8 protein-coding genes are annotated in these 13,531 nt (G+C 48.5%); 3 read left to right on the top strand and 5 right to left on the bottom strand.

Annotated features, from left to right (window positions below):
* The first annotated feature begins 290 nt into the window (after positions 1 to 290).
* On the top strand, positions 291 to 800 hold the full coding sequence (locus AB4Z30_RS11005; RefSeq protein WP_441926152.1) for a hypothetical protein: 510 nt from the start codon (positions 291 to 293) through the stop codon (positions 798 to 800).
* 128 nt (positions 801 to 928) lie between these two features.
* On the opposite strand, the gene AB4Z30_RS11000 is transcribed toward AB4Z30_RS11005, so the two are convergent.
* The gene (locus AB4Z30_RS11000) at positions 929 to 1,366 is read right to left on the bottom strand and encodes an Lrp/AsnC family transcriptional regulator (RefSeq protein WP_441926150.1); all 438 of its coding nucleotides are present in this window, start codon (positions 1,364 to 1,366) and stop codon (positions 929 to 931) included.
* A gap of 131 nt (positions 1,367 to 1,497) precedes the next feature.
* Between AB4Z30_RS11000 and AB4Z30_RS10995 the strand changes: the two genes are divergently transcribed.
* Positions 1,498 to 2,250 (top strand): MBL fold metallo-hydrolase, encoded by a 753-nt coding sequence (locus AB4Z30_RS10995; RefSeq protein ID WP_441926148.1) that lies wholly within the window; start codon positions 1,498 to 1,500, stop codon positions 2,248 to 2,250.
* A 480-nt stretch (positions 2,251 to 2,730) separates the two neighbouring features.
* On the opposite strand, the gene arfA is transcribed toward AB4Z30_RS10995, so the two are convergent.
* A complete protein-coding gene (arfA, locus tag AB4Z30_RS10990) occupies positions 2,731 to 4,236 on the bottom strand; it encodes an arabinosylfuranosidase ArfA (protein WP_441926146.1) in 1,506 nt (501 codons plus the stop codon).
* 182 nt (positions 4,237 to 4,418) lie between these two features.
* Here arfA and AB4Z30_RS10985 point away from each other — a divergent pair, with 182 nt between their 5' ends.
* Positions 4,419 to 5,339 (top strand): ArsR/SmtB family transcription factor, encoded by a 921-nt coding sequence (locus AB4Z30_RS10985; protein ID WP_441926614.1) that lies wholly within the window; start codon positions 4,419 to 4,421, stop codon positions 5,337 to 5,339.
* A 229-nt stretch (positions 5,340 to 5,568) separates the two neighbouring features.
* Here the strand turns inward: AB4Z30_RS10985 and AB4Z30_RS10980 are convergent, their stop codons facing one another.
* The 3 genes from AB4Z30_RS10980 to AB4Z30_RS10970 form a co-directional block, all read right to left on the bottom strand.
* Complete coding sequence (locus AB4Z30_RS10980; protein WP_441926144.1) at positions 5,569 to 6,396, bottom strand: C40 family peptidase; 828 nt, start codon at positions 6,394 to 6,396, stop codon at positions 5,569 to 5,571.
* 544 nt (positions 6,397 to 6,940) lie between these two features.
* Positions 6,941 to 10,216, bottom strand: a complete 3,276-nt coding sequence (locus AB4Z30_RS10975) for a glycoside hydrolase family 48 protein (RefSeq protein ID WP_441926142.1) — start codon at positions 10,214 to 10,216, stop codon at positions 6,941 to 6,943.
* 142 nt (positions 10,217 to 10,358) lie between these two features.
* Positions 10,359 to 13,280 (bottom strand): glycoside hydrolase family 9 protein, encoded by a 2,922-nt coding sequence (locus tag AB4Z30_RS10970; protein WP_441926140.1) that lies wholly within the window; start codon positions 13,278 to 13,280, stop codon positions 10,359 to 10,361.
* Positions 13,281 to 13,531 lie beyond the last annotated feature (251 nt).

Below are 13,531 nucleotides of genomic sequence, written 5' to 3'. Positions count from 1 at the left end.
AACTTGGATCGCGGCACTTATAGTAGCAGGACATGTGAAATTGGTGTTTTTCTAGATATGATGCGTTTGCTTTAATTACACCGAAGTCCCTTTGTTGTTTAATGATGTGCCTATGTATTTTATGAGTGTTACATCGATGGTTTGTTCAAAGTGTACTGAGTTGTTCAAAACTCTCGCATCTAAATGCTGCCTGAAGTCGTAAACTATACTACAAGCGCACACGTCACACAGGCCGTCTGCTGATGCAGGCGGCACTTTTCCATATGTATTCGCATTGAAAGGAGGAAATTATGTTGTTATCTGTAAATTCCGAAGTACATCAGCAGGGAGAGATTCGCTATAGCCGCTTCACAGCCATCTGGAAAGGAAGCCTTTGTTTTCTGTTCCTCGCCTTATGTGTACTGCTCTTATGGGTTATCGTTTCCGGGCACACCGAGAGTGTGGAAAAAATCTATTACCCTATGGCTGCCATACTCGGCATGTGGATGGTGGGGCCGTTTTTCTTTATGTTTTGGACCCGATCCATTCAGCGCGTGGCGATCCTTGTCTCTTGGGATAAACATTCTCTCCATGCAGGTAAGCGTGATATTCCATGGAACCAGATTCGCAAGATTGAGCTTGCTACCCCTGCACGAAGCAAATGGCAATTGTCCGCCTCCCCCATGTACGCCTTGTATTTGAAGGATGGTACTCGGGTTCATATTCATACTGACCATTTGTTTGGAAAAAAAGAACTTCAGTCCTCTTTGGATACTCTCCAAAAGTCGTTAAGGGAATATCAAGGACCTGACCCGGATTGACCTTGTGTCATAATATCGGGTCAGGATGCTGAGCAAGCCTGAATGCTCAGGCTTGCAGTAAGCTCATACCTTAAGTTACATAAGGATTAAACCTGAAGTTAATGTTTTTTTGGATCATCTATGCATGCCTATCGATACCTTGATTTCTCTACACCGATAGAGAGGCTTATTCTATAATTGCCTAGAGGCAACAGAGCTTCAAGCAACTCTCCTAGTTGCTCCGTTGTTCCTGTCTGCACCTGCATTAGGTAACAACCCTCTCCGCTTACCCGGTGGACTTCAACGATGTCCTCACGTCCTGCCACAAACGCACGAAAGGCGGCATGTTTATCGCCAGAGTTCAGAAATACTGTGACAAATGCCTTCAAGCCAAGGCCGAGGCGGTCCGGGTTCCATTTTACCGTATACCCTTCAATAACTCCCAGATCCTGCAGCTTGCGAATTCTTGCCCCAACCGCTTGTCCTGTAAGATGTACTTCCTCTCCAATCTCCTTGTTTGAACGTTTGGCATCCCGAATCAAAATCTGTAAAATGCGTACATCTGTGGCGTCTATCATTTCGTTCATGAGATTTCTGCATCCCTTTCACCCTGAAAATAGTTGATCCGATATGCATTCAGCATGTTATGTACGTCATCAAGCGGGTTGTATAACATATAGGATAATACTAAGAGAGAACGCAAAGGAGTGCAAATGAAATGAAAATCCAATTGATTCGACATGCCACCCTGTGGCTGGAATACGGTGGTCTTAAGATTCTGGTTGATCCCATGCTAATGGATGCCGAGAGCATGCCCGCTTTTCCAAACACACCAAATGAACTGCGTAATCCTAGAGTCGATCTCCCCGAAACTAAAACGGATTTTCTGAATCCTGATCTGTTGATTGTGACGCACATCCACCCTGACCATTGGGATGAAGCTGCCGCGAGCCAACTGCGTAAGGATACTCCATTACTGTGCCAGTCGGGGGACGAGCCTATTTTCATAAAAGCGGGATTTACGGATGTAACGCCTGTGGACGTGAAGCATGTTCATCATTCGGTGCAATTCTCGCGTACATCCGGTCAGCACGGTACAGGGGAAATTGGCAAACGTATGGGTAATGTGTCTGGATTTGTACTTGAAGCAGACGGGGAACCTGTCACCTACATTGCCGGAGATACGATCTGGTGTGAAGAGCCTGCGGCAGCCATCGAACATTACAATCCAGAGGTCATTGTACTCAACGCCGGGGGTGCGCGCTTCTTGCAGGGTGATCCCATCACCATGGGCGGGCCAGACGTTGCCGCTGTGAAACGTGCTGCACCTTCAGCTCACATGATCGCTGTTCACATGGATGCCATCAATCACTGCATGACCACACGCGCTGACCTCGCCGCTTACCTGGCTAAAGAGCAGTTGGAAGGCGAAGTGCTCATTCCACTGGATGGGGAAAGCTTCGAGTTTTGAATGACAGGCGTAAGCGAAGGGCATAGTGACGTGTGTGAGGTAGCTAGATAAACATGATCCTCTGCACTCATCGTTCGTATGATGTCACTTGCTCGCTGGTTTTTCTAACGATCACAGCAGACCCTATTTGGGCTGTTTTCGCCACTTTGAGATTCTAACGATCACAGCGGACCCTATTTAAGCGAAATGCCCACTTTTCCCTGCTCTACGGGGGCACTCTACGGGGGCACTCTACGGGGGCACTCTACGGGGGCACTCTACGGGGGCACTCTACGGGGGCACTCTACGGGGAAGCAAAAAACGGTATGCGAATATTCGCATACCGTTTTTTTATTGCAAGTTGACCTTACTTACCAACTTCCAGCTCACCTTACTTCAGTTTGAGCCTACCTAAGCCCTCGCATTGCTCCTACCACATGTCACCCTGGCCTTGGCGCACTTCAGTAACTTACACGCCACCATAAAGTTACTCCCGGCTTCTTATTGCACCTTCAAACGGATCACGTTCCAGGATGCTTTCGCCAGACTCGCAGTGATCAGCGTATCAGATACATCGGCTCCTCCGCGATTGTGCGGAACAACATTATTTGGCTGTGCAGCTGTGTTAACCGCTTTGAGGTCGTCCGCTTCCAGAACGATATGCTCGATCAGACTGCATTTGCCAAAGCTGCGCAAATCCACTTCTAGCGGCAAAGACTCTTGCAAGTGGCGGTTAACCGCGAATACAGTGACTTCCCCCTGCTCTTCATTATGCACTGCTATAGCCTCCAAATAAGGAACATCTGTAATTTCTTTCGTATCGTATTTCGGTGACTGAATCAAAGGCACTAGCGCCGTGCCACGGCCATATACAGACGCATGCATGAATGGATAGAAGATGGTCTGTCTCCATGATGCTCCGCCCGTTTCCGTCATAATCGGGGCAATAACGTTAACGAGTTGAGCCAGACAAGCCATTTTCACCCGATCCGCATGTTTGAGCATACTGATCAGCATACAACCTACCAGCAGTGCATCTTCGTGATTGTAGATGTCCTCCAGCTGTGGTGGAGCAATCTGCCATGGGTCCATTTTGGAGTCATTTTCATGGGAGTGATACCAAACATTCCACTCGTCGAAGGACAGATACATCGTCTTTTTGCTGCGTTTCTTCGCTTTGATATAATCACAAGTTGCTTTCACTGTATCGATGAAACGATCCATCTCCAGCGAGCGTGCCAGGAAGGTTGGTGTATCATTATCCGGATTGCCGTAGTACTGATGCAGCGACAGATACTCTACATGATCGTACGTATGATCCAGCACCGTTGCTTCCCAGTCCGGGAATGACGGCATGCCCAGGTTCGAGCTTCCGCAAGCGACCAGTTCAATCGTTGGATCTGTCCACTTCATCACTTTGGCTGCCTCAACGGCTGTCCGTCCGTATTCCTCTGCGGTCTTGTGACCAATCTGCCATGGACCGTCCATTTCGTTGCCTAGACACCATGTTTTGATCCCATGCGGCTGCTTGTATCCATGTTTAATGCGAAGGTCACTGTAATACGAACCTTCCGGATGGTTGCTATACTCCACGATATTACGAGCAGCATCCGCCCCTCGTGTTCCGAGGTTAACTGCCATCATCACTTCGGAGTTCGCTTGCTTAGCCCAATCCACGAATTCGTTAAAACCAAATTCATTCGTTTCAACTGTTCTCCACGCCAGCTCTAGTCTACGTTTGCGCTCGGAGACAGGTCCAACACTGTCCTCCCAATTGTAACCGGATACAAAGTTACCACCAGGATAACGCACAATCGGTACTTGCAACTCCTTCACCATCTCCAGTACATCTGTACGGAACCCCTGCTCATTGGCTGAAGCATGCCCTGGCTCATAAATTCCGCCATACACAGCACGTCCCAGATGCTCAATAAATGATCCATACAAACGCTTATCCACTTCACCAATCGTAAAATCTTTATCTACCGTCATTTTCGCTTTTTCCATGAATGATCTCATCTCCCTAAGATTAATGTAAAAATTAATTGATATTCTATGGATCAACGTTCATATTTATATTAAAATCGATAACAACACATATTTCAACCCAAAATTCGAAAAATGTTATTCTTTTCACTGAATTTATGTTTAACTTAATTCTATACATGAAAAATGGAGGAACACGTGTGATTAGAGCAAATACCGATGCCGAATGGCTTCCCTTATATGAGGCACTTGCAAGCGAGGTTCGTCTGCAGATTATCCGGCTTGTCGCCGAAACACCAATGAATGTGAAAGATCTTGCAGCTTCGCTCGGCCTGAGCAGTGCGATCGTCACCATGCATGTCCGCAAACTTCAGGATGTAGGCATTATTCAATCCAAAATGGTTCGCAAAGACGGTGGTACGCATAAAATGAACAGCTTGGCTGTCGACTGGATTGGCATCTCCATGCCTCAAGAGACGGGAGCATCTCGCAAGTTTCACGAGGTTTCCATCCCTGTCGGGCACTACACGCATTTTGACGTGTATCCTACCTGCGGCTTAGCGACATCTGATCATGTCATTGGGCAGTATGATGATCCTCGTTATTTTTTGGACCCGGACCGAATGCATGCTCACATCTTGTGGATGGGACGCGGATTTGTCGAGTATAAAATTCCCAACTACATGTTGACCGGGCAGCAGATTGACGCCATTGAATTGTCACTGGAGATCGGATCAGAAGCCCCTTCCGTGAATCCAAACTGGCCTTCAGATATTACGTTCACACTGAACGGCATTCGTTTAGGAGAATGGACCAGCCCGGGTGACTCCGGCAATGGTCGCGGCATATTTACGCCTGACTGGTGGAGTGATATCGTTAATCAGTATGGCATGCTTAAAGTGTTACGCATAACCCATGAAGGCACGTTTATCGATGGACAGCATCTGTCGGGCATCACACTCGCTGACATTCCAGTGGAACGTAATCAGTGGACGCTACGTCTTTCAGTAGAGGAAGATGCCCGGCATGTAGGCGGGATGACACTGTATGGCGAGGGATTCGGCAACTATAACCAAGACATTTTGTTCCGATTGTTCTATCACGATGGAATAGCAGTAGTATAAAAAAGCATAAAAACACCTCTCACTCGCCATTACTCTTGGCAAATGAGAGGTGTTTTAGTATTTTCCGGAATACTCAGCTAAACTCAGTTTGACTGCGGAACTTGTCCAACTTAGGTACGATCATCCGTTGCTTAACCCCGTGCTTTAGTACTCGTGTGTAGTTAGCTACTCCGTTCGTTCCATGCTCGGCGGTTGACTGACAGCCCAGCAGGGAACGAATAAGCTTTTCCTACAACGCACTGCCGCCAAAGAGGAAGCGGGATTCCCAGTGCTTGCCGGCAATATCACTAACCGTCACACCGCCGCCAGCGTTGGAGTATGTATGCAATATTTTACCATTCCCCAAATAAATCCCCGTATGTGTAATCGTTGCCCGCGATTTGTTCACTCCACTGTAGGCTGATGCAGAAGTGCCTTTGTAAGACATAAAGTACATCAGATCGCCACGTTTCAGGTTTTTCCAATTGGTTGTGACTGCGCCCTTCCCCTTAACATAGTCTCCTTGTTGGCGTGAGTCCGCCGGGAGTGTAATCCCCAGTCCATCAATAAAAGCTCGCCTTACAAAGCTAGAGCAGTCAAAGGTTGCTGTACTGTCACGATCCGATCCATATTTATAGGGGGTTCCCATGTACTTCATTCCGGCCGTAATAACCCTCTCTACTGCGACACTTCCTTGACTTGTTGAACCCTGACTAGATCCCGAGCCACTTGAACCGCTAGTCGTGCCCGTATTGCCTGTTGTTGATCCACCACTTACCACTTGTGTATATTTGGATGAAGACGAGATATAGCCTGTCCGATTAGCGGAATCTTTAATTTTATACCAATCCGAGCCGGATTGCTCAAGCACGGTTAACGTTTCTCCTTTGGAAACCATACGAATGACTTTGCCTGATGACGTTGGTGAGGTTCGAAGGTTTACACCCCAGGTGACTTCTACTTTGGATTGATCTGCTGCTGCTGCGGATACCTGTCCTGTGAGTGCTGCCGTTGTTAGACTTCCCATCAGCATGGCTGCTGTTACACTTGCCGTAACAATGGTATTCTTCCAGTTCATGATGTCGTGTCCCTCCGGATATTACAAAATTTTAACCAGGAAAACCTCCTCCTAGCTTGCCTAATTGTAAACGGGCATTCCCTAACGTTCATCAGCCCAAAGTCCTGCAAGGGTTTAGACAAGATTGAGCACTAAGGATCAGGTAAAACGTTCTTCGACTGGAAAAATAGAGCATGCCCTACACGGAAATAACGGTTAATTTTTTGTAACTAATTGATACACCATAGATTTCCACGTTTTGGTCAGGCAGACCTCTGCCTCTTCGCACATGCAACCTATGCACTAGGTTTTAATATTTCATCTCAACCAATTGGAAAACATTACTACGTTTCATTTCACTTCAATCTGGAATCTCTATTCAACAAATGAAAATAAATGGATTTAAATATCTAAACATGAGAAAAAGCCGGGGATTCCGCCCCGGCTTTTCATTGGAAATATAAATCAACAACAGGTTTGAATAAAAGATCAGGCGTTTCGTTCCCGGCCCCAATTCCTGAAACTAACCCGTCCCCTTCATTTTAAGCTCCGCATGCTGATTCAATTACGGCTCCATTCCCCACACCTTCACGCCATCCTGGTACGCTGTCACTTTCGTCCAGGCACCAAATGCCGCTTGGGTAGCATCAAAGGAGTAATCGTTCGATTGATCAAAATTTGTCCAATTGTTTTTGGAGGTACGTGTCTGAATGATTCCTGTCTCAGCGCCTGCTGCAAGGCTACCTGCTCCAGCCGTAAAGCTGATCTCCAAATACGTATCTGCGGTACCTTTTGCCGGCTCCACAGCTACAAATTTGCCCTGCACATTGGCACTGCCAACCTGTGCATAGTCACACCAGAAGCTCAGATCCGCGGCACTGTCTTTCGTAAAGTAATAACGAAGCTTCACTTTGCTCAGATCGATGGCCGTTGTACCTGTATTTTTCACATTGAATTGTGGCGTAAGGGAATTACCCGAGGCACCCGAGCCTCCATTGCGATACTGCACTTCAAGTGTTCCGGTTGAAATCGGAGCAGCCATTGGTGTCAGCACAACCACATTTGAGTTTGTCTGTCCATCGGCATTGATGGCAACCACTCTGTAGTTATAAGCCGTGCCATTCACTGCTGTTGCATCGGTATAGGTCAGTGCCGTCAGACCAGTCGCGAGATCGGCATAAGCACCCGTGCCCGTCGAACGCTGCACGTTATAGGTTGTCGCTCCGGTTGAAGCCGTCCAGTTCAACGTAGCCGTTGCATCCCCGGCTGTTCCACTCAGGGTGAAGGCACCTGGTACAGCCACTCCGGCTTGCGGTGTTGCCGTAACCTGTGCAGATGGAGCAGACTCGCCAGCACTGTTTACAGCGGAAATAACATAATAATACGCTTTTCCATTCGTCAATCCGGTGTCCGTATACGTAGAACCGCTAACGCCAGTCGCTACAGAAGTATATGGGCCACCGTTCACTTCTGCGCGTTTCACCGTGTAAGAGGATGCTCTCGCCGCAGCAGTCCAGCTCAGAACAACTTGTTTGTCACCGCCGGTAGCCGTTACACCCGCAGGAACGGCAGGTGCCTCGACTCCTGGCGTTTCGCTGTCCCCAAGGAGACGATCGAACTCGCCATAAGCGGTAGCCATATCAACCTGTGACCAGAACCGGTGATACGTAAAGGTAGGTGCACCATTTTCCCACTGCTTCGTCGTTGGGTTGTAAGATGTTTTGTACTTGTTATCCAGATAAGCCCAAGCTGGATCTTGCTTGATCGCTGGACGCAAGTCGGAATATCCGATGTACACGCCGTTTCCGCCTTTTGCCGGATCGGAAGGTACACCTGCGGTGCCTGGGATGGTGTTACCTTGACCGAACGTACCAGACCAGTTCGCCGGGAGATAAATCTCTTTCGCGAAGTAACGGAAGTAATCTTTACGCTCCTCCTCTGTTACGATACCCACACCATCATTGTAATCCCACGCTGTATCGAGTAACGTTTGAGCCAAGTCTTTGGCTTCCTGTCCTTTCACACTCAGCGTACCGTTCTCTGCCTCCGTTCCAGCTGCGAAGAACGTCAACGCTTTGATATAACTTCCCAGTACCCCTGTATCCTGTACTGGATCTTTGGTGATGGCATGGAAGTTTGGATTATTCGTATAGGTGCTGAATCCATTCCATTTATCCGGTTGTCCTTGCCACTCCTGACCGCCTGGAATCCAGAACTCACCTGGAGCCGGAGTGGTTGCTACCTGAACATTAGTTCCACCGAGAATGCGCTGTCCGGCAGCATTCAAATAGTAGCCTTGAGCATCCGTTACAGGGCGCTCACCAGCAAACACATAATCTTTGGTCCAGTCCACCCATTTCGTAATGACCTGTTTGGCCATTTTGAAATTCTCAGAAGTTAGATCACCGCTCTCCGCCAGAATATAATACATCTCCGCTACACGCTCCAGAGGCCACGCCTGGAATCCGAACCATGTGTTGGAATCCGGGTCACGATATACTGGCGCTTCCTGATAGGCCATGTCATAGAATGTGCTGACACCTGCCGGATAAGCCGAATATGAACCACCAATGCTATTGGTTGCTCCACCGGCAACAGCTCCTTCATGGGACTGTAGCCAAGTGTAGAACTCGAGCTGACGTTTTAACGTCGCATTCCAGTCCGCTTTGGCTGTAGGTGATTCCGGAATCAAGCCACCTGCCGGATCAGACAAGGCATATGCTGCAACCGGGTTTTGATAGGCCTGGTGGGTATGGCTCGCTCCAATACGCCATGCCCAGTCCCCACCTTGACCCAAACCACCTCCCCATGACGTGTACCAAGCCATGAGATACATGTTGGAATCTTTGCCTGTACCCGGTGTTGGTGTACCATTCTTCGCACTTCCGACCTTCTGGAAGTACTTGTCGTACATACCATACCGCAGATAGTCTCCCATCTTCTTGGCCTTATCCAGATACTCTGTATTGTTATAACCCATTTCCTTTGCCCAATACAGAACCTGAACCGCGCGTGCATCCGCATCTGTTGCGTTCGTATAACGCCACTGTGCTGATGGTGCCTGAGTCTCCTTCGTAAACAGACTCATGAAACCTTCGCCTGCTTTACCAAATGATTTATTATCTTGAGATGGATGAGGAACAGCCTCCCACACAGACTCCTGCTCTCCACGCTGGAACGTATTCACATACGTACTCGTATGGGAAGGATTCAGCAGATTTCCGTATCCATACCAGTCATCCACGTCAATAAGCCAGTGCATCAGATACGTCTGGTTATTACCATAGGTTGCCTTAAGCTCGGCATCCAGTGGGTCTTTCCCTGCCGCATATTGACCATTGAGGTTAGACGGATACTGGTCAGGGAACGGTTTTTCCGCTGCATACGTTGCAGGACTGTTTGGATTATAGAAGCTCATGGTTGGCTGTTCTTCCTTGCCATCCCCTTCATTGACCGGAATAATGTACTTCTCCATGCTGTCCCAGGCCGCTTCAAGTTTGGACCAATCTCCCGTGTAGTGACCGTACATCGTCTCCAGCCATAACCAGTAACTGTACGCCTCCGATGTAGACATATGACCATAATCCGGGGCTTCACTCAGCAACGTTTCAATGGAGTGATAGGGAATGCCTTCTGGAGAAAAGTATCCGTTCGCAGGATCTTTCAATTGACCATATAATTGCAAGAATCGAGCTTCATTCACTCCATCGGCCTGAATCTCAATCGCCTGATCGGCAGCATGTGCCGTTTGAGGGCCAGCCCAGAGTCCCGTGTATCCCGTCAGCATGACGGTTCCTGCCAGCATGGCAGTTAAACTCTTTTTTGCAGCTGTTTTCAACATGAATATATACCTCCCTGGAATAGTGTAAATTCAATATCAATGCTGCTGGTCTGACCATTCTGTTCTTTGACCGCTAAGACTGATGGCTTAACTTATTTACCTAGCTACCAATCCTGGCTTTTGTCTGTCGAAACTCATTCATTTACGGCTCCATACCCCATACCTGGGTACTGCCTTGATACGCGGTCACTTTGTTCCATGCAGCAAAAGCAGTCTTGGAACCATCATAGGAGTAGTCATTACTCTGATCGAAGTTACTCCAGTTGTTTTTTGAAAAACGTCCTTGAATCACGCCTGTCTCTGCTCCAGCAGCCAGACTACCTGCTCCAGAGGTAAAGCTGATCTCCAAATACGTGTCCGCCGTTCCTTTCGCCGGGTTCACGTTCACAAACTTTTCTTGCACATTCGCTGTACCCACCACAGCGTAATCACACCAGAAGGTCAGATCTTCTGTGCCGTCTTTGGTAAAGTAATACCGGATTTTCACCGTGCTCAGATCAATCGCCTGTGTGCCCGTGTTCTTCACATTAAACTGAGGAGTTACCGCATTACTGGAATTTCCGGTTCCTTCGCTTCGATATTGCACTTCAAGCGTACCTGTTGAAACAGGTGAACCTGAGGGTGTCAACACAAGCACATCAGATAACGTTTGCCCACTTGCGTTCACAGCAACCACCCGGTAACTGTAAGAAATATCATTGAGGGCTGTCGTGTCGGTGTAAGTCAACACCGTCAAGCCAGTGGCCACATCCGCGAACGTGCCACTTGCAGCAGCACGTTGCACCTTATAGCTCACAGCCCCTGATGCTGCTGTCCATGACAGGACATTTTGATTGTTGCCAGCAGTTCCACTTAAGGTAAGCGCCCCTGGCACAGTTGAAATCGCCTGTGGCGTCCCTAACACTTGAACAGAAGCTGGTGATTCCCCGGCTGCATTGACAGCGGTCACCACGTAATAATACGTTTGTCCATTCGTCAATCCCGTATTGGTGTAAGTCAAACCACTAACACCCGTTGCAACGGTTGTGTACGGCCCTCCACTAACCTCGGCACGTTTTACTGTATACGATACAGCTCCGGCAGAAGCTGCCCAGCTCAGCGTCACCTGATTGTCGCCAGGCGAAGCTTGCACTCCAGAGGGTGCGGCTGGCACGGTCACGGGTGTAACACCCGGCTCCTGTCCATATACCTTCACTCCAGCATCATATACGGGAATGTGTACACTTTTTACCGGGGTACCTGTCGTCAGGTTCTGGTAGGAAGGATCATTCGCTGGATTCCATGCCCCTTGTGGTCCTGTAATCCGGAACTGAACTTCTTTGCGATAATTCCCCTCCCCGCCAGGATAAATTTTGGTATTGCTGAAGTTTGCCGTAATCGCATAGATCCGTTTGGCGGCATCCACCACGACAGGCTGGGATATGGTTGCACCTTCAGTAGAGGATACCGTAACCTGAACATCCGATACGGTGCGTCCCGCAGCATACACTTCGCTCAAATCCAGAAAATACTTGAAGGAAAGCTGATCTCCCATCCGTGCAGGCCAGCCTGAACGATTGTTAAGCAATGCACGGATTTCCGTATAATTGGAGCCTGATGACCGAACAGCAGCTTCTACAAAATACTCGTCACCCTTGACTTCAGGAGCAGGAAAATTCGCAAGAGGCTGATGATTCTGTCCATACAGCAGATTCATCTTGGCGAGTGCACCCGTGAAGCCTGCATTGTAATCCGTTGCCACCTCATTGCTCACATAATCCGAGATATCATCCGTATATTGATCCGACGCGTTCGGTCCTCCCACCATGGCGCCGTATAAGATATGACGGTGATTCGCCGGAATATCTTCGTTATTCATCCATGAGCTATGGGCCGTACGATGATGCGGATGCTGTGGCGGATTTTTTCCGTATCCCACAACATAACTGCTCTGACGAGGATTATCTCCTAAAATGTAATTCATCTGTGAAGTCGCAAAATTTTGATATCTGGATTTTTTTACAGGGTCACTGACCCAATCCGAGTATACGAATGCAATGAATGCTGCGTTCGCCGTATATCGGAGGGACCCCCACTGATCCAGCCAGGCAAGACCACCTGGAGTGTAAGTCACACGCCCTCCATTCGTACCCACCGTCCAGTAATCGAGATTTCGCTCGGTTGATTGAACGAATTTGGTTGCCTCAGGCATGTTCAGACTGGACGTAATCCGGGCAAGCAGAATCTGGGCACCATAGTGTTTACTATCCCAGCCCTGTGTCCAGGTGTAAGGCCAGTTCGCGGAACCGCCGCTCGTAGACCACCGATCTGCGGCTGCAAGCGCCTTGGACAAGTAAGCGCTATCATTAGTGGCTAAATATAACCATGCTCCGCCCCATGCAAGCTCATCTTCATATCCTGTCCATGAGTTATAAAACGCCGCAGCATCAGTAATACAATCGGTGTATTTTCCCCGATATGTATCTGCAAAGTTGTACAGTTCTTTCGCATGCTGAAGCATCTTCGCCGAGTATGCCGGGTCATCATCTGCGAATACGATGGAAGAAGCAGCCAGTGCAGCAGCCGTTTCAGCCGCAAGATCACTTCCCGGACAGGAAGCATCGATCTTGAACGAAGGACGGTTCATCTGCATCACCTCTGCTGGTCCCCACCAGGCATGATCGATGTTACCCCCTCCGACTTGTCCCCATAATTCGTTTGGCTTCGTATGCGCTTTCATAAAATAGTCGGTTGCCCACCGAATATTGTCTTTGATTTCCTCCAGCTGTCCAGCTTGCTCATAGCCATCGCTGTACTCGACCACTGACCAGGCCAGCATCGTTGCAGAAGCTGCCATTGGAAAACCAAATTTCACATGATCTCCGGCATCATACCATCCACCGGTCAGATCAACGCCAACATCAGCCCCATCTTGCATTCCCGAGTCACCGCGCCATTCAACTCGATTATTGGCAGGTAACGGGCCTGATCGCTGTGCCTCGTAGAAATAAATAGCCTTTTGAAGTGCTTCCGCATAATTATGATCTCCGGCGGCCGCATCCGCCTGACGTAATCCTGTATTCATAGAAAAGCTCCCTGCGAGAAGTCCTGCCGATAACGTTACCATAGCAACGCGTCTCCACCAGCGCCCTTTCATAAATCCTGTTCATCTCCTTTTCTCGAAAGTTCCAGATGAATGCATCCACAATTTCTGAGTGACCTCGCTCCTCTCTATGGTGGTAACTCGATGTAATTTCCACCATTAATTACCATTATAGTCGTTTGTTTGACTTGAAATATCAACATTGGTGACTTCTGGAATAACATTGTTGTGAC

Source organism: Paenibacillus sp. 2TAF8 (assembly GCF_052114825.1).
GTDB lineage: Bacteria > Bacillota > Bacilli > Paenibacillales > Paenibacillaceae > Paenibacillus.
Note: the sequence above shows the minus strand (reverse complement) of the source record. Positions and strands in the feature narration are given on the sequence as shown.